Here is a 15,708-nt window from a genome sequence, read left to right on the forward strand (position 1 = left end):
TGGAAAGAGGCACTGAACCAGTTCTCACTCTTCTTCGAGGACCGGCTCAGCATCCAATGAAACCAGGCGACTTACACAAGATCGCTGACACGTCCTGAACGGGGAGATCACCGATGCGGGCGGTCGACGCTCACTGGTGACGGTACGGAAGGCTGGGGCTGCGCTCGGCCAGGGGCGGCTGGCGCCGGGCACTCCGTGGTGAGTCAAGTCCGGCCCGTGGGGGCTCAGCCGATCACTCCTGGCTCTTTGGACTGGCCCGGGTGCGGGGACGCAAGTCAGTTGAGTGCCGCCGCCAGGTGGGACATGGCTCGCTTGTACAGGTGTTGGGAGCCGGTGGCGTCGGTCGAGGTGACGCTGAGGCACAGGCGGCCGTCGATACCGACGACGAGGACCAGGGGTGCACCGGAGAGGCTGGTGTGTGCGGCGCCGTACAGCGCGGTCAGGCGCAGGGGGCCGTAGTCGGTGGGGATCGGGAGGCGGGCGTTGCTGATCGATACGTCGAAGCGGGCGCCTTGGGTTTCGCTGCGGTGGAGCAGGGATCCGATCGCCTGGTGAGGGATGAAGGGCAGCAGGCGGTATGCGCGGACGAGTGGGCCGAGTTCGTTCGGGGTCAGGCGGCGGTGGATGTCGGTTTTGACGTCGCGGGCCTGGGTCCAGAAATCGGGGGTGGTGGTGTCGATGGGCTGGAGGAAGCCGGTGGCGTAGAGGCCGACGGCCGAGCGGGCGGCTGGAGCGAGGATGCGGCGTAGGTCTGCCGCGACGGCGATGTGTACGGGTCGGGCGCGGGCGAAGGCGCGGGCGAAGGCGGTGCAGAGTGCCGCCTGCAGGGTGGTGTCTTCGGTGCGGCAGCGGGCAAGGATGGTGGAGGTCTCGTCTTCGTCCAGGGACCAGGTGGTGAAGGTGAGGGGGCCACCGCCGTGATGGTGCCGGCGGGTAGGGCCGCTGAGTGAGCGGGCGAGTTTGCGGAGGTCGGAGAGTTCCGGCCTGGGGCGTGGCAGGAGTGCGTCGGCGGGCGGGGGGAGGACGGGCTCGCTCGGGGCTTCGGCGGAGCCGCGGAGGATGTCGTGGATGACGATGGCCGCCGAGCTCGCGTCGGCGGCCAGGTGGTGGTAGACGCTGATGAGGTCGAAGGAGTCCGCGGCGTCCACCAGGACGAAGCGGGCGAGGGGGCCGGCGGCGGTGTCGAAGGGGCGCTGGAGTTCCTCTTCGACCACGCGGGCCCAACTGTCGGGTGCTGTCGCCCTGACGAGGCGGAGCCGCGGGTCGGCGACCTCCTCGGTGGTCAGCCACGCCCGCCACCGCCCCGAGCCGGCGACGCGTACGGCGAGGAGTGGGTGGCGTCGCCGTGCGGCGGCAAGGGCTTCGCGGAGTCGGCCGGGATCGGCGCGGCCGTGGATTCGGGCGACGGCGGCGATGTTGAGGGGCAGTGCCTGGCCGGCGGCCCATACGAAGCGTTCGTACGCGGAAAGACGTCGGCGCGTCGCTCGTTCCCTCATGGTGTGCCTTGTCGGTGCCGCAGGGCGCTCTGCAGGCCCTCGCGGAGCTGAATGCGCGGGGTGAAGGGGAGCTGACCCGGTGCGCAGGTCCAGTCGGGGTGGATGAGTTCGGTGATCTTGTCCTGGTTGAGGGTGGAGGTTCGGCCCAGGGTGCGGGCCGCGGCGATCGCGAGGCGGGCGGGGATGTGGACGAGGCGGGGTGATCGTCGGCCGATGACTGCGGCGGCGGTGCCGATGTCCTGCCAGAGGTGTTCGGTGCCGTCGCTGACGTGGTAGGTCGCGCCTGGGGTGCCGGAGTCGGCAGCCAGGAGCAGGGCCTGGCACAGGTCGTCGACGTGGATGAGGGAGTAGTGGCGTGGTCCCCGGCCGCCGACGGCGGGCAACAGGCCGGTCCGGACGGCCGTGACCAGGCGGGGCAGGAACTCGCGGTCGCCGGGGCCGTAGACGATCGGCGGGCGGACGATCACGCCTGGAACCCGGTCGGCGGCGGCGTGCAGGGCGTGCTCGCCGCCGAGCTTGCTGCGGCCGTACGCGGAGACGGGCTGGGGCGGGTCGTCTTCGTGGCGCAGCCGTCCTGGCCCGGCTGCGGCGAGGGAGGAGCAGTAGACCAGGCGCGGCGGCTGTGGGAGGGCGGCGATGGCGGCGCAGAGGCGGCGGGTTCCCTCGGTGTTGACCTCGGCATAGTGCTGCGGGTGCGGGTTTTGGTGAGTCCGGCGAGGTGGATGACGTGGTCGGTGTCCTCGACGGCCGCCGCCAGGCCGGCTCCGGTGGCAAGGTCTCCCTGAACGGTCCGGGCCCGGGGGACGTGCCGGCCGTTGCGGACGAGGGCGGTGACGTGATGTCCGTGTGCGGTGAGCCGGGCGACCAGACGGGTGCCGATGAAGCCGGTGGCGCCGGTGACGAGGTACCTCATGCGGTGCGCTCGTAGAGGCGGTGGGTGCGGAAGTGGATGCCGCCCAGAGCCTTGGTGGAGCGGTTGGCGTCGCGGTTGTCCTCCAGGATCCAGGAGAGTTCGGTCTCGGTGTAGCCGAGGCGGAACGCGGTGCGCTGGGCCTGGGTGAGGAGGGCGGCGGCGAGGCCGCGGGCCCGGTGTTCCTTCTTGATCCCGGTGGCGATGGCCCGGATGCGGTTGATGCGGCGGGCGGCGTGGTGGATGCGGATGAGCCCGATGGGCAGGCCGTAGGTGGTCAGGCGGCCGCGGGCGGCGCGCAGAGCCTGGTTGGTGTCCGGGAGGACGAGGGCGAAGGCGACGGGCTCGCCGTGGACCTCGGCGATCTGGACCAGCTCGGGGCGCAGCATGGGCTTCATCTGCCGGATGGTGTGGGCGAATTCCTGGTCGGTCATGGCGACGGAGGCGTAGTTCTGGGACCAGGCGTCGTTGTAGATGTCCCGGATGGCGGCCATGTCGCTGTCGAAGCGTCGGCGGTTCATGGGGCGGATCCGGACTTCGGGTGCGCTCAGGGCGCGTTCGGCGGCCCGGCGGATGACGGCGGGGGGCTCCCCGTCGGCGGGCATGGGCACGCGCCAGGACAGCAGGTCCTTGGCCTTGGTGAATCCGCAGGTGTTGAAGAGCTGCGGGTAGTAGGCGGGATTGTGCGGCATGAGCATGGTGGGCGGGCGGTCGAAGCCGTCGACGAGCAGCCCGCACTCGTGGTTCGTGGAGAAGCTGAGCGGGCCGAGGATCCGGGGCAGGCCCTGCTCGCCGAGCCAGTCGGCTGCCGCGTTGAAGAGAGCGGCGGCGGCTTCGGTGTCGTCCACGCATTCGAAGAGGCCGAACTGGCCGCACCTCGGGTCGTGCCGCTCCTGGTAGCGGGGGTCGACGATCGCGGCGATCCGTCCGATGACCGTGCCGCTGCGGCGGGCGAGAAACAGGCGGACCGTGCCCACCGTGTGGAAGGGATTGCGGCGCGGGTCGAGGAAGGCCCGCTGCTCACGCTCCAGCGGGGCGACCCACAGCGGGTCGTCACGGTAGATGGCGTACGGGAGGCGGATGAAGGCGGTGGTGTCGGCGCGGCCTTCGACGGGGGTGACGGTGACGGTCATCGCGCACCGGCCGTGGCGGCGGCAGCGCGCGGCCGGGGCAGGACCGGCGGGGCTGCAGGAATGAGGCCCAGGCGCCGGCCTGCGGTGGCGAACGCGTCGAGGATCCGGGTGATGTGGTCGTCGGTGTGGGTGGCCTGCAGCGACAGCCGGATCAGCGCGTGCCCCTCCGCCACCGCGGGGGCGACCACCACGCTGGTGAACACCCCCTCGTCCAGGACCTCCTGCCACATCCGCCCGCACATCCCGGTCTCACCGATGTGGACGGGAACAATCGGGGTCAGCGACTCCCCGGTGTCGAAGCCGAGCTCCCGCAACCCGCTCTTGACCCGGCGCGCCACCTCGAACACGCGCGTACGGCGCCCGGGCTCGTTCGTGATGATCTCCAGGGCCGCGGCGGAGGCGGGCGGCATGGACGCGGTGAAGATCACCGACCGGGCCGTGTGGCGGAGGAAGTGGATGACTTCCGCAGGCCCGGCGAGGAGCCGCCGATCGACCCGAAGCACTTGGAGAAGGTTCCGGTATGGAGGTCGGCCTCGTCCATCAGACCGAAGTGCTCGCCCACCCCGCGCCCGCCGGCGCCCAGCAGCCCGATGTCATGGGCGCCGTCGACCACCAGCCGGGCATCGTGGCGCCGGGCGAGGCCGGCGAGTTCAGGCAGCCGGCACAGGTCGCCCTCGACGGAGAAGAGCCCGTCCGTGATGATCACCTTCGCGGCCTCGCCGTCGGCGGCGGCGAGCTGCCTCTCCAGGTGCCCCATGCTGGAGTGCCGGTACCTGCGGCTCACGGCCCGTCCGGCCTGGACGGCATCGACCAAGGAGGCATGGTTGGCCATGTCGCTGAAGACGACGTCCCCCTGCCGAACAGCGGAGTCAGTGCCAGGTTCGCCTGGCAGCCGGTCGTGGTCACGATCGCCGCCTCCTGACCGAGGAACGCGGCCACCGCACGTTCCAGTTCCTCGTGCAGCGGCAGCGTCCCGCCGATCAGCCGGCTTCCGGAACACGACGTGCCATACCGTTCCACCGCCCGCACCGCCGCCGCGGAGACCCGCGGGTCATCCGCCAGACCCAGGTAGTCGTTGCACGCCGCCATCACCACCCGTGCCCCGCCGATCAGGGCCTCCCCGTCCCTGCCCTCCACCGCCTGGTACAGCGGCCGGGGCCCCGGGCCCGTCATCGTCCGCATGACCGACGACAACTGCTTGGCGAAAATGTCCGCCACTGGTTCTCTCCTCAACGTTGATTCCCGTGGGCACCGGCACCCGCTCAGCGTGCCGACTCATGACTGACGGGGCCGCGCCTCACCGCAGCACCCGCTTTCCCTGCGGTCCGAGGCGTGGAAGTGCGGCGGGCGGCCGGCCACACAGCGGCACTGGTGATCTTGATGCCGTCTTCGAGGGCGCCCGGAAGCGGAACAGGAGCCCGCAGACTCGATGGCTGAACCGGATCCCCGCGCGGTCGCGTACGGGAAGGCCTGCCAGGACCACGACCGCGGAGACCTCGGTCGTGGCGCGGCGATTGGTCACTCGGACGCCATGATCGGCTAACGGCCAGACGGGGGAATGGTCACTGGGCGCGGTGCACGCGGACCCCGGGGCAGCGGGCGGCCGCGGCATCTGCGGGTGGGCCGTGCGGCCGCCAAGGCTGCGGCGGCACAGCGTCCTGCCGGGCGGGGACGCGCTGGATGTGCTCCCGGCACAGCGGACGCTCGCCGAGGAGGACCGCGAGGTCCTGCAGCAGCTGGCGATCCCGCAGATCAGGGTTAGCGCGACAGCCAGCGCCGGCGGGTGGTGGAGCTGCAGAGTCGCGGGCTGAGCGATGGGGAGATCGCTGTCCTGACGGGCATACCGGTGGACCGTCTCCACACATTGCGGAACAAGGCCGTCACGCATCCAAGGGGCAAGCTCGCTGGGCATGTTCGAGACGGGTATCGGAAGACGGAGAAGAGCGTCGGGGAGAAGGACAGGTGACGGATGTGAGCAGGTACGAAGGCCACTCCGGCGGGGCCCCAGGGCCCGGATCCGGTGGTCCCGGCCGGGCTCGCGGATCCGCTGGACCAACTCGCCGGGCCGCCGGACTTCTGGGACCGGCCCGACGGGGACTTCGGCCCGCTGACGGACTCGCACGGGCTGAGCCAGGAGGAGCGGGAGCACGCCAACTCGATGTACCGGCTGGGCTCGAAGGCGCTGAGCCGCGGGGAGCTGCTGCGGGCTGCGGAGTGGCCGGGCTCGGCTGCTGAAGCCGGGCACCCCGGGGCGCTGTTCCGGATGGCCGCTGTGACCGCCCGCGCCGGCGGGCCGGTCGAGGATGTGCGGTTCCTGGTCGCGGAGGCGGCCCGGCACAAGCACGGGGATGCCGAGCGGCTGCTGGCCGGGACGGTCGGCGGAAGGGTCGGCGGCGCGTGGACGATGCAGGACCCGCAGTTCTTCGACGAGGTCCGCATCGGGATGGGCAAGCCGCTCGTCCTGCACACCGGCAACGGTGACGAGAACCCCGGCGAGCCGGGTGACGGCGGGGGCGCGTGAGGGTCGGACGGGCCGCGGCTCGTCCTGGTGCCCCAGACCCGCGTCGAGCAGGCGCGATCTGCAAGAACAGCGACCGGTCGGGTTCTTGGTCTTCCGGGGCCGGACAGCCACCCCGCAAGGACCTGGACCAGGTCCCGCCCGCCCCTCCACAGCCACTTCGCCCGCCGCAGACGCGTTTACGCAGGTCAGCCCTGTCGGTCAAGGTCCCGCGACGCGTTCCGTCACATGCCGGCCGTGCGTCGGAAGTCGCTGGGAGACATTCCGTACGCGAGGCGGAAAGCGCGGGCGAAATGCGCCTGGTGGCGAAAGCCCCATCGGGCTGCGGTCTGGCCGATGCTCCGGTGCGCGATCCGCGGATTGGTGAGATCGGCTCGGCTGCGCTCCAGTCGGCGCTGGCGGATCGTGGCGCCAACCGTCTCCGGCTGCTGCTGGAATAGCTGGTGCAGTAGGCGTACGGAGATGTTGTGGTGTACTGCGATGGTGGCCGGAGTGAGATCGGGGTCGGCCAGGTTGTGGTCGATGAAGTTCTGGATCCGGGCGAGCAGGGCCTGGTGGCGGGTCTCGGCCGGAAGGGAAGGGGGCTGTCGAGTCGGCTGGCCAGGAAGACGGTGGCCAGATCGACCGCGATGGCGCCCAGGCGCTGTAGCTCGTCGGCTTCGCATCGGTCGGTGCTCTCGCGCAGGCCGGCCAGGTAGTCGGCGAGGAGCGCGCCCGCTCCTGTGCGGGAGGGCAGGCGGGTGCCCAGCAGTCCGTCGATCCGGTCGGGTGGGAGCGGCAGGGCGGTTCTGGGCAGCCGGAGCAGGGTGACGCGCGAAAGTCTGCTGTGATCCTCGAACTCGCAGGCCAGAGGTTGGGAGGTGTCGAACAGGGCCATGTCTCTGGCCTTGAGCAGGGTGTTGCTGCGGCGCTGTTCCAGCCCCATTGGGCTGCCGTGGACCAGGAAGAGGAAGTAGCAGTCCGGGTCGGAGCGTCGGATGTCCACGGGTGTCCGCTGGGCCGACATCGGCGAGAAGGAGAACGAGGACACCTCGGTCTGCGGCAGACGCAGCGACGTCGCTGCTCCTCTGAAGCGGTCGGCATGCCGGCTGGTGATCGACACCGCCCCGACCGCTTCGCTGACCATCCCGTTCCACCACTCGAAGCCGTCCCGCTCGCTGACGCTGTTGGTGGATACGGAGACGGACAGTTCCGATTCCACTTCTCTGGCTGTCATCGCGCTCCCTACTGCTGTGGCCGGGAAGGTTTGCCGGGGTGCGGCGTCCGGTGCGGTGTATCGCAAGGCGGAGGGCCGCGGCTCGTACTGGACGTACGTGCGCGGTCCGACAACGCGGCGAGGTGCCGTGCCGGGCGTCGTGACCCGGTGAACCTTCCCGGTCACAGCACTAGCCCACCCGGTCACCAGGTCCACGTTCATGCTCAGGCACCTGGCGGGTGGGGGCGAGCACCCTGCCGGTCAGCTTCGGGGTGCACTCCACGCCAAATGCGTGCGCTGGCAGAGGATCTCGTCCCTTGGCCGAGCCGTTTCCCCAGGCGCCGCGCATCCCGCCGGCAGCGCCTGCATCTGCACCGCCGGCACAACCCGCACGAGAGCGTCGGCTGTTTTGCACCGCGGGTCAGTGAACAGGAGCGCGGGGCCGAGTGGGCGGTCCCTGCCCAGGGGCTGGGACTTGGGTCTAGTAGCGGGAGCGGCTCGGGTCCGGGAGGGCCACCAGCGGCAGGGCCGGTGTGGGTGCGGCGGTCGGGGCCCCGACCGTGGCGGCTGGCTGGGCTCGTACCCACCATCCGGCAGGTCCTCGCCCTCGCTCGGGACGGCAAGACGGCGGCTGCCGCATGCCGCGCGACGACCACCTACCCGGAGGCCATGGCCGGGATCGGGATCGGCTTGGAGTCGAAGGCAGCGCAAGCCCGGCGCCGCCGGGAGCGGGACGCCGCGGTCGCCGCCGCGGTCCTGCGGCTGGAGTGCGCGAAGTGCGGCGCCGGCCCCGGCGGGCCGTGCCGGACCGCGAAGGGCTGGACGTCCGACTGAGCCATGTCGGCCGTCAGTAGAACGCCGAGGCCGACGTGGATGCCCGCCTCGGGTACCTCGGGACAACCCCGTCACCGTGCCTGACGCCCGGCAGACCCGTTCACAGACCCGCAGGCGGGCCCCTATTGGACCTGTTGTCCCTAACCAAAGCGGGGAAGAAGGGGGAGGCGCAAGCCATCGGGTGGACGGCCGCGCAGGTGGACGCCATCGTCGTCGGCACCGGCCCCAATGGCCTAGACGGCTGCTGGCGGCCGCTCCGTGGTCGGGGCCCTGCCCCTGGTAGACCTCCGCCCTACGGGAGCTGGCGGCCTTGCCTCGCTACGCGCCTGTCTTCGTCGTAAGGGGGCTGGGCGGCCCGCTGTGGTCCAGAACGCCTTGCACGAGGCCCACCCGGACGCGCCGCACTGGTACCTTCCGCCCCTGGGAACGGATCCCGCGGCCCGGGGAGCGGGTGTCGCTTCGGCGCTCGTCAGGGAGCAGCTGGCGCACTGCGACCGGCTCGGACAGCCTACCTACCTGGAGTCCAGCAAGGTTTCCGACATCCCGTTCCACGAGGGGCTCGGCTTCCGCGTCACGGGCGATGTCTGCCTGCCGGACGACGGGCCGAGCCCCTGTTCGATGTGGCGCGACCCGAACCCTTCGACCGGGGCCGCGACCGGGGGAACCGCTTCCGCCCCTTGAGTGTCGGACGTCCCTGGCCGTCTGCGGCGGCCGTCGCCGTGCACGCGGTGACAAGGAAACCGGCACTCACGGCCAAAGACGGGGAGGACGCCATCTCCCCATACTCGACACCAGATCTGGCGCCGCTATCGCCGCCAACCACGCTCGCTTCCTTGCACACCCCGTCCCGCAGACCGGAAGGAAGGCTCCGATGCTCAAGAAGCCGGCCCTGGCCGCGGCAGTGCCCATCGGGCTGACAGCGTCTCGACGGGACGGGGCGTCGAATGAGCGCCACGTCACCATCCATCACCAACAGAGGGGCTGACATGCGCAAAATCCAGAAGTTCGCCGTCCTTGGCGCCACCGTCGGGGCTTTCGTACTTCCCACGAGTCTGGCGCCCGCCTCTGCGTCCGCCTCCGGTCCGTCCTCCCTGCCCAGCCCCGGACCGGCCGCGTCCGATCGGCGCACATCCGCAGCCGCTGCGAACGGCTGGCTGGTCCACACCTTCAACGGCAAGTGCCTCGAGGTCGAGAACTCCCAGACCGTCAACGGCGCCCGCGTCCAGCAGTGGGACTGCAACGGACAGGCCGGATCCGGCTGGTACGCCGAAACGCACGGCAGCTACGAATACGTCAGGAACTACTACAGCGGCAAGTGCCTCGAGGTCGAGAACTCCCAGACCGTCAACGGCGCCCGGATCCAGCAGTGGGACTGCAACGGACAGGCCGGATCGAAGTGGTACCCGGTCGATGCCGGCAACGGCTACTACACCCTCAGGAACTACTACAGCGGAAAATGCCTCGAGGTCGAGAACGCCCAAACCGCCAACGGCGCCCGCATCCAGCAGTGGGACTGCAACGGACAGACCGCAACCAAGCTGTACGACACCACCGCCTGAACACACCAGTGGCCTTGCAGGTGAGTCAGAACTGACCTGCAAAGCCGGCCGTCCCCCTACCGAACCTGGATCGCGCCGAGCCCACCGCCATCCCCAGGCGGACAGCCCCTTGACCGCCTCCGAACCCCCCGACCGCGGCGCAGCGGTCCGGGCCGGGCCCCGGGGGCGACGGGGTGCTTGTGGTCTTCCGGGACCGTGACGGGCGAGGCCTCGGCGGGCCGGGTAGGTGCGGGGTGGACGGTGGCGCATCCCGAGGCCGCGAGCAGCACGGCAAGGAGAAGGGGCAGGGGCCAGCGGCCGCATGCCGCCGCCGTGCTGCAGAAGCCCCGCAGGGCGCCTTTGACGGGCCCGCTGCGCCCCTCGGATGGATGACGCGATGGCCGTCCTGCAGAGCCGCCTCCGGCTGGTCTGGCGGACCTCCGCTTCCCCGAGGACCTGATCACGCTCCAAAGGGCGTGCAGCAGACCTACGCCGAGCTCGCGCAGGCCCCCGCCGGGGCCGGTACGACCGCGCTGCGGCGCTGGCTGATCGCCCTCTCCGGGAACCTGTGCTCCCACCCCTACTGGGCGGCGTCCGCCGCCTGGCGGGCCGGCGGCGTCGAGCTGCGGCGCGCCGCCCGCACCCACCCCTCCGCACCGGCGGACGGGGAGGCAGCAGCATGAGTGAGCAGATCACCACCAAGCCCCGCCCGCAGGTCGTCACCTGGGCGCCCAGCCAGTCCGGCCCCTGTGCCCGGTGGTCTGCTGACTGCACCGAGTCATTGAACTGAACTATTCTGTAACCGAGTTGGTGCATGCGATGCAATCAGTGGCTCACGGATGTGAGGAGCGGGGACTTGGCTGCGTGCCCACGGTGCCGTCGACTTGACCAGGTTCGAAGCGTACGCACCATCCATGATGGCGGAGGCGGCATCTTCGGAGGAACGTCTTCCCCGTCTGGTTCGTGGGGCACCGGGAGGTCGGTCGACCATGTTGGATGGAACCAAAGCGACCTGGCGTTGCGGGTCAGCCCTCCCAGGCACCATCAGGCTGAGATCGATAGCTGCGGCTGCTACTTCGCAATGCTCGTGCTCTTGATTCCCGTGTACCTGTTCATCGCAGGCCCTGACCTGGGCACGACGAATGCCCGCACCATAGCGGCAGTGGCCGTGGTCTTACCCTGCATGCTTCTCGTGCTGCGCTGGACCCTCCGTTCCTATGCGGATTCCTCAAGGGCCGATCGCGAGAGCGAGGAGCTTTTGCCGTTCCGGATACACATTTGGCAGGAGGCGAGCGTCTGCCTCCGCTGCTATCTCGCCTTCTGGCCTGTACGCAATGGGCGCCAACATGCCGCACCTGTCGATGATTTCCAGAGAGCCGTTTGGGAGCTGGCCGTCGAGTTGCAACAGAACAGCCAGGAGACGCGACCAGGATAGAACTGGGGAGCGGCCCGCACGGCTGGTCAAAACCGGCTAGAGACGGTGAGCCGGGAGCCATTGAGGTCTTTCCAACCTGCCATGCTGGTGGGGCAGTTGGCGTGACAGATGAGTGAAGCCCCTGGTAGACGGGTTCACGACGAAGATCACCCGTGCCGACCAGAGGCTTCACGTGCTTGTCTACCCGTCCGGGCTGGACCTGTCCAGCTCGCACCTTCGCTTCCTGACAGCCCGCATCCGTGACCGCCGCCGCGCGTTCGGGAGCCGATGGCGCCGCTTGAGCGCCGACCGACAAGCCCTGCTCACCCTCGCCCACCTGCGCAACGGGCATCCCTATGCCCAGCCTGCTGCCCGGGGTCGACCTCGGTCGCATCCCAGCCCACCCCCGTACCCGTACCTCGGCGCCGGCCCGGTGGGCGTGGCTGCTCGACGGCCGCACCCACGGACGCCCGGTCACCGTCCACGCCGAGGGCTGCCCGAGCGCCACCGACCGCGCGCACCCGCTGGGCACGATGCAGGCGCTCGACGCGCTCGCACGGCCCGGTACGACGGCGTGCACCGTGTGCGACGCCGCCGAGGCACTGCTGCCGATCTTCACCCACGGCCAGGACGACGTGCCCGGCCCCGGCGACTGATCACAGGTCAGACGGTCGGGGACGCGGTGTGGTCGTGGCGTTGGTAGCCGCGTCCGTCGCCGCGCCAGTCCAGGAGCAGCGCCGAATCGCCGATCGCGGCCGCGGCGCCCCGGTCGCTGATGGTCGCGGTCCGGCAGGCCCTCTGGAACCCACCCCCATACACGTCGATCGACTGACGGCTATTGACGAAGCACGCGGCCTTTCCTATATTTTAATGGAATGGAAATTCCGCATCCTGGAATGATGGGCCGGACCTGTTCTCGCAGGCTCCGGCGGGTGGGCGACGGCTCCGCCGTCCGCCAGGGTCGTCCCAGCGTCACCGTGCTCGTCTTGCATCTCGGTCGTCGCTCCCGGACCCGAAGCCACCGGCAGGTGCGTGGAGGGCCAGCACATGAACCGCCAGACAGCGCTTACGGAACCTGAGGCGTCACGACACGCAACGTCTTCGATCATCCAAGACCCCACAACGGTGTCGGCCTGCGTGGAGATCCCCAGCGACATGAGAGCCGCCGGCGCGGCCCGCCGCTTCGCCGCCGCCAAGCTCTACGAGTGGGGCTGCGCCGACCTTGAGGACGACGCTGTCCTGATCTGCAGTGAGCTGGCCACCAACGCCGCCGTCCATGGCCGCGCGCAAACCGAGGGTCACAACGAGCACATCCGCCTCGACCTGACATGGCGGCCGGGCAACGCCCTCATCATCCAGGTCGAGGACAACTCCTCCGCCCAACCCACACCGCGCGACTCGGCGCCATCAGCCGAATCCGGCCGCGGACTCGGACTGGTGGCCTCTCTCGCCGACCAATGGTCGTGCTGGCTGAACAGGGACGGCAGAGGCAAGAGGGTACAAGTCTGCCTCCGTCCTCCCCCGCCGTCCATGGCCGGTTGAGCTCTGCCGTCCCATGCCCAGAGGCTGTCTCAGCTCGCCCGCTCGAAGGCAGGTTCGCGTTCGGGCGGCCGGCCGCGTACCCCAGCAGCGCCTCGTGCTCGGCCTGGTCCACCGCCAGACCCCACCACCGGTGCTTGGTCACCACCCACTCACCGATGTACCGGCAGTGCACAGCCAGCGCCGGCATCCAAATCGCCGGATCCTGGTCGGACTCCTGACGGTTCGAGCGGGCCGGACGGAGTCCGTTCCGCTCGGCTGCAGACCGTGCCTGTTCGACTGCGAAGAACATGGTCTCGGGGGTTGAAGTTGCCGCTGCGGCAGCTCCTACCGTCGTGGCCAGGGCCGGAGAGGCCGGCCCGGCGACACAAACGTGCAGGAGTCGTGATGGACTGGCCGATCTCAGCGGTGGCCCGGATGTCGGGCGTGACCGCCCGGACACTGCGCCACTACGACGAGACCGGCCTGCTGCCGCCGGCCCGGATCGGCGCCAACGGCGCCGCGCTGCCACAATGAGCCAGGCCGACGCCGATGCCGCGCACCGTAAGCGCAGCGCTCAGATGATCAGGCTGGCCGAACTCATGGCTGCAGGCCACCCGGCGGAGGCAGACCCCGTGCAGGCCGAGATCGACGTTCAGTACCGAGCGCTGGCCCAGCTGCGCAGCGTCTCCGTCGAGGAGTACCGGGCCATCGGGCGCTCCTGCGTGGAGAACGACGCCTGGCGCACCGCCTACGAAGCGATCGCCCCAGGTCTTGCCGCGTACCAGCGCGACGCCATCGAGGCATACGCCACCACCCGGCTGAACTGAGCACAGCGGGGTGGTTGGGCGGCCCGGCACTACTGCCGCCAGAGCGCTCTGGTCACCGGGCCTCGCCCGCGCACGCCCTATCGGCGCGGACTGCGACCGACCATAGCCGCGGCCGGCCATCGCCCCGCATCAAAAGCACAGCGTTCGGCATCCTGTGTGACATGTGCGCGCGAGGGTTGACGCCTGGCACTGACCCGCTACTCCCACAGGAGCCGCCCCTCTCATCCCCGCACCGCGCCGGGCAGCGACCCGGGTGTCGCAGCGGCCGAGGACGAGGAGCTGGAGCTTGATCACGCCCACGGTGCCGAGAGCACACCTGGCCCTGGCCCTTCTCGGATGGACGCCCCGGAATGCACCGGCGATACCGGCAGCTTAGCTTCGCAGTGCGATCCCGTGTGCCGTCCGGCCGCGGCACGTCCAGGCGGTCGAGAGGACACTCCATGGCAGTCGTGATGACCTTTTCCTGGCCCGAGATCACACCCGACGTGTACGACGCGGTCCGCCGGAAGGTCCGCTGGGAAGAGGACGCACCGGACGGGTGCGTGCTGCACGCCGCCTGGTTCGTCCGCGGCGGCCTCAACGTGATGGACATCTGGGAGTCGGAAGACCACTTCAACCGGTTCATCGAGGCCAGGATCGCCCCCGTACTCAAGGACGAACTGGGCGTGCAAAGCGACCCCGAGCCGAAGTTCCACCCCCTGCACCGGCGCTTCGTCGCCCCTGGCGTCAGCGGCGCCAGCTCGTGACGTACGCCTTCCGCGGCCCCAGATGTACTCGCACCAGATCCTCCTCGGCCGGCCCGGCTCCCAGATCGGCACCTCCGGCTTCGAGCGCCCCGACCAGGGCGACCAATTGGATGCGGGAGTGGCGCTGGCCTTCGGGGATGTGTGGGGCGAGGTTCCACAGCCGGGCTGGCCCGCGTTGAGCATGCCTCCACCGGGGCTGAACACCCCCTTGCCCTCCGTCAGCGGCGACCCCACCGCGCGCCGCGACAAACCCGCCTCCGACCACGCCGCCCTCCGCTACCCGTGAAACACCCCGCCGTAACTGGCGGACCTGCCAAGAGTCGGACACCTCCTGGCCGTCCCCGTTCCACGACGGCTGCCGGTCCGGCCACTGCCTATCCCTGTCCAGCGCGGGACTTGTGCCGCTCAGCCGACCTGAGCGGTCGCTGCTCCGCTACCGCGGCGAGCACATCCCGCACCAAGCCTGCCCCATCGGCACGACCACATCCCGGCCGTGCCGCTCCCACCGCATCCAGAGGATGACCCATGCCGCTGAACAAATACGGTGTCCTGGCCGCCCGCGCCGTCGACCGGCGCCGGGAGGGATCCAGCGATACCCCGCACTACCAGATCCACCTCACCGACAACGCCGGCACCCACTACCGTGCCGCCGTCAACGTCGAGTCACAGCAAGCACCCTCGGAGCTGCTGTACCTGGCCGACGACGACTTCCGCCACCCCGTGACCGAGCTGCTCCCGCCAGCCGGCAGCGGATGGACGGCCCTGGCGTCGCAACCGGGGAAGGCCAGCCTGGACTTCATCCGCGGCAACCTATTCGACCCCGCCTCGATGCGACTGCTCCCGCCCGATCTCGAGGGCGCCGACAACGACCTGGCCGACCTGCTCGACCACTACGTGCAGCGGGCCATCGCCGACCCCACCGCCGCCCTCTACGTCTTCGGGCAACGGTTCGGCCCCGAGGCGAATACCGCCGACAAGGTATTCGGGTTCCTGCCCGGCAACGGCGTCCACGACATCCACATGAACCAGGGCAACAGCGGGCGCTTCCGCTCCGACAACGGCGTCTGGCAGGACGGCGCCCTGCTCGTGCACCTACCCTCCGAAAACCGCTGGGTCGCAGTCTTCCTGGCCTTCCAGTCCCAGGCCTGGCACACCGACGACACCACCGGCCACCCCATCGACACCGCACCACCCCGCACCGGCGACCGCGAGGAACCCCTGCGGATCATGGCCGCACTGGTCAACCCCATCGGCCCGGCACCCGAAGCCGAAACCGTCACCGTGCTCAACGCCTCCCCCGCGCCGGTCAACCTCCAGGGCTGGCGCCTCGTCGACCGCAACCAGCAGACCCTCCCGCTTCCCGCCGGCCCGCTCCAGCCCGGCACCACCCTCACCGTCCCGGGCGGCAACGGATTCCAGCTCGGCAATCAAGGCGGCACTATCACCCTCCTCAACCCGGACGGCCTCAAAGTCCACGGCGTCGCCTACACCGCGCGACAAGCCGGACGCGAGGGACAGACCATCACCTTCTGAACACCATCAGCGCCCTCGCCCGCCGACCAAAGCGCATGATCGG

At 70.2% G+C, this 15,708-nt stretch carries 16 protein-coding genes and 5 pseudogenes; 13 read left to right on the forward strand and 8 right to left on the reverse strand.

Features of this window, described 5'->3' with window-relative positions:
* Positions 1 to 275 precede the first annotated feature (275 nt).
* The 5 genes and pseudogenes from ACFY04_RS41865 to ACFY04_RS41885 all read right to left on the reverse strand — a co-directional run bounded on the left by ACFY04_RS41865 (position 276) and on the right by ACFY04_RS41885 (position 4,721).
* A complete protein-coding gene (locus tag ACFY04_RS41865; protein ID WP_389126113.1) occupies positions 276 to 1,496 on the reverse strand; it encodes a condensation domain-containing protein in 1,221 nt (406 codons plus the stop codon).
* Positions 1,493 to 2,388: pseudogene (locus ACFY04_RS41870) on the reverse strand (NAD-dependent epimerase/dehydratase family protein); the annotation flags it as partial. The pseudogene ACFY04_RS41870 and the gene ACFY04_RS41865, both read right to left, overlap by 4 nt.
* 17 nt (positions 2,389 to 2,405) lie before the next feature.
* The gene (locus ACFY04_RS41875; protein WP_389126116.1) at positions 2,406 to 3,539 is read right to left on the reverse strand and encodes a GNAT family N-acetyltransferase; all 1,134 of its coding nucleotides are present in this window, start codon (positions 3,537 to 3,539) and stop codon (positions 2,406 to 2,408) included.
* On the reverse strand, positions 3,536 to 3,967 hold the full coding sequence (locus tag ACFY04_RS41880) for an aminotransferase class I/II-fold pyridoxal phosphate-dependent enzyme (RefSeq protein ID WP_389126119.1): 432 nt from the start codon (positions 3,965 to 3,967) through the stop codon (positions 3,536 to 3,538). The genes ACFY04_RS41875 and ACFY04_RS41880 overlap by 4 nt, the downstream gene beginning before the upstream one ends.
* Positions 3,964 to 4,721, reverse strand: a pseudogene (locus ACFY04_RS41885) (aminotransferase class I/II-fold pyridoxal phosphate-dependent enzyme). The gene ACFY04_RS41880 and the pseudogene ACFY04_RS41885 overlap by 4 nt, the downstream one beginning before the upstream one ends.
* An 838-nt stretch (positions 4,722 to 5,559) precedes the next feature.
* Here ACFY04_RS41885 and ACFY04_RS41890 point away from each other — a divergent pair.
* Complete coding sequence (locus ACFY04_RS41890; protein WP_389126122.1) at positions 5,560 to 6,060, forward strand: hypothetical protein; 501 nt, start codon at positions 5,560 to 5,562, stop codon at positions 6,058 to 6,060.
* A 221-nt stretch (positions 6,061 to 6,281) separates the two neighbouring features.
* Here the strand turns inward: ACFY04_RS41890 and ACFY04_RS41895 are convergent, their stop codons facing one another.
* Complete coding sequence (locus tag ACFY04_RS41895) at positions 6,282 to 6,722, reverse strand: helix-turn-helix domain-containing protein (protein WP_389126123.1); 441 nt, start codon at positions 6,720 to 6,722, stop codon at positions 6,282 to 6,284.
* Positions 6,719 to 7,153, reverse strand: a pseudogene (locus tag ACFY04_RS41900) (AraC family transcriptional regulator); the annotation flags it as partial. The gene ACFY04_RS41895 and the pseudogene ACFY04_RS41900, both read right to left, overlap by 4 nt.
* Here ACFY04_RS41900 and ACFY04_RS41905 point away from each other — a divergent pair.
* The 7 genes and pseudogenes from ACFY04_RS41905 (at position 7,035) to ACFY04_RS41935 (ending at position 11,694) form a co-directional block, all read left to right on the forward strand.
* Entirely contained in the window at positions 7,035 to 7,424 is a 390-nt protein-coding gene (locus ACFY04_RS41905; protein ID WP_389126125.1) for a hypothetical protein, read from the forward strand. The pseudogene ACFY04_RS41900 and the gene ACFY04_RS41905 sit on opposite strands and share 119 nt — an antisense overlap.
* A gap of 497 nt (positions 7,425 to 7,921) precedes the next feature.
* On the forward strand, positions 7,922 to 8,086 hold the full coding sequence (locus ACFY04_RS41910) for a hypothetical protein (RefSeq protein ID WP_389126127.1): 165 nt from the start codon (positions 7,922 to 7,924) through the stop codon (positions 8,084 to 8,086).
* Positions 8,087 to 8,446: 360 nt separating this feature from the next.
* Complete coding sequence (locus ACFY04_RS41915) at positions 8,447 to 8,767, forward strand: GNAT family N-acetyltransferase (protein WP_389126129.1); 321 nt, start codon at positions 8,447 to 8,449, stop codon at positions 8,765 to 8,767.
* Between the two features lie 305 nt (positions 8,768 to 9,072).
* Complete coding sequence (locus ACFY04_RS41920) at positions 9,073 to 9,645, forward strand: RICIN domain-containing protein (protein WP_389126131.1); 573 nt, start codon at positions 9,073 to 9,075, stop codon at positions 9,643 to 9,645.
* 455 nt (positions 9,646 to 10,100) lie between these two features.
* Positions 10,101 to 10,307 carry a hypothetical protein gene (locus ACFY04_RS41925; RefSeq protein ID WP_389126134.1) on the forward strand — a complete coding sequence of 69 codons (207 nt, stop codon included), beginning with the start codon at positions 10,101 to 10,103 and terminating at the stop codon, positions 10,305 to 10,307.
* A gap of 924 nt (positions 10,308 to 11,231) precedes the next feature.
* Positions 11,232 to 11,411 (forward strand): annotated as a pseudogene (locus tag ACFY04_RS41930) (IS5/IS1182 family transposase); the annotation flags it as partial.
* On the forward strand, positions 11,395 to 11,694 hold the full coding sequence (locus ACFY04_RS41935) for a DUF6233 domain-containing protein (RefSeq protein WP_389126137.1): 300 nt from the start codon (positions 11,395 to 11,397) through the stop codon (positions 11,692 to 11,694). The pseudogene ACFY04_RS41930 and the gene ACFY04_RS41935, both read left to right, overlap by 17 nt.
* Positions 11,695 to 11,701: 7 nt before the next feature.
* On the opposite strand, the gene ACFY04_RS41940 is transcribed toward ACFY04_RS41935, so the two are convergent.
* Positions 11,702 to 11,857: a hypothetical protein gene (locus ACFY04_RS41940; RefSeq protein ID WP_389126139.1), complete on the reverse strand. Its 156-nt coding sequence runs from the start codon at positions 11,855 to 11,857 to the stop codon at positions 11,702 to 11,704.
* A 318-nt stretch (positions 11,858 to 12,175) separates the two neighbouring features.
* Between ACFY04_RS41940 and ACFY04_RS41945 the strand changes: the two genes are divergently transcribed.
* The 5 genes and pseudogenes from ACFY04_RS41945 to ACFY04_RS41965 all read left to right on the forward strand — a co-directional run bounded on the left by ACFY04_RS41945 (position 12,176) and on the right by ACFY04_RS41965 (position 15,665).
* Positions 12,176 to 12,580, forward strand: coding sequence for an ATP-binding protein (locus tag ACFY04_RS41945; protein ID WP_389126141.1), 405 nt, complete (start codon positions 12,176 to 12,178; stop codon positions 12,578 to 12,580).
* A 384-nt stretch (positions 12,581 to 12,964) separates the two neighbouring features.
* A pseudogene (locus tag ACFY04_RS41950) lies at positions 12,965 to 13,386 on the forward strand (MerR family DNA-binding transcriptional regulator).
* Between the two features lie 440 nt (positions 13,387 to 13,826).
* Positions 13,827 to 14,132 carry a hypothetical protein gene (locus ACFY04_RS41955; RefSeq protein ID WP_389126144.1) on the forward strand — a complete coding sequence of 102 codons (306 nt, stop codon included), beginning with the start codon at positions 13,827 to 13,829 and terminating at the stop codon, positions 14,130 to 14,132.
* 22 nt (positions 14,133 to 14,154) lie between these two features.
* Positions 14,155 to 14,418, forward strand: coding sequence for a hypothetical protein (locus ACFY04_RS41960; RefSeq protein ID WP_389126147.1), 264 nt, complete (start codon positions 14,155 to 14,157; stop codon positions 14,416 to 14,418).
* 239 nt (positions 14,419 to 14,657) lie between these two features.
* A complete protein-coding gene (locus tag ACFY04_RS41965; RefSeq protein WP_389126149.1) occupies positions 14,658 to 15,665 on the forward strand; it encodes a DUF2278 family protein in 1,008 nt (335 codons plus the stop codon).
* The last annotated feature ends 43 nt before the right edge of the window (positions 15,666 to 15,708 follow it).

Source organism: Streptomyces sp. NPDC001549 (genome assembly GCF_042894025.1).
GTDB classification, from domain to species: Bacteria; Actinomycetota; Actinomycetes; order Streptomycetales; family Streptomycetaceae; genus Streptomyces; species Streptomyces kutzneri.

Coding starts and splice junctions, on each gene's coding strand:
- ACFY04_RS41935 (WP_389126137.1), top strand. CDS start 11,395: ATGCCCAGCCTGCTGCCCGGGGTCGACCTCGGTCGCATCCCAGCCCAC.
- ACFY04_RS41905 (WP_389126125.1), top strand. CDS start 7,035: ATGTCCACGGGTGTCCGCTGGGCCGACATCGGCGAGAAGGAGAACGAG.
- ACFY04_RS41910 (WP_389126127.1), top strand. CDS start 7,922: ATGGCCGGGATCGGGATCGGCTTGGAGTCGAAGGCAGCGCAAGCCCGG.
- ACFY04_RS41865 (WP_389126113.1), bottom strand. CDS start 1,496: ATGAGGGAACGAGCGACGCGCCGACGTCTTTCCGCGTACGAACGCTTC.
- ACFY04_RS41960 (WP_389126147.1), top strand. CDS start 14,155: ATGTACTCGCACCAGATCCTCCTCGGCCGGCCCGGCTCCCAGATCGGC.
- ACFY04_RS41955 (WP_389126144.1), top strand. CDS start 13,827: ATGGCAGTCGTGATGACCTTTTCCTGGCCCGAGATCACACCCGACGTG.
- ACFY04_RS41875 (WP_389126116.1), bottom strand. CDS start 3,539: ATGACCGTCACCGTCACCCCCGTCGAAGGCCGCGCCGACACCACCGCC.
- ACFY04_RS41965 (WP_389126149.1), top strand. CDS start 14,658: ATGCCGCTGAACAAATACGGTGTCCTGGCCGCCCGCGCCGTCGACCGG.
- ACFY04_RS41920 (WP_389126131.1), top strand. CDS start 9,073: ATGCGCAAAATCCAGAAGTTCGCCGTCCTTGGCGCCACCGTCGGGGCT.
- ACFY04_RS41895 (WP_389126123.1), bottom strand. CDS start 6,722: ATGCGAAGCCGACGAGCTACAGCGCCTGGGCGCCATCGCGGTCGATCT.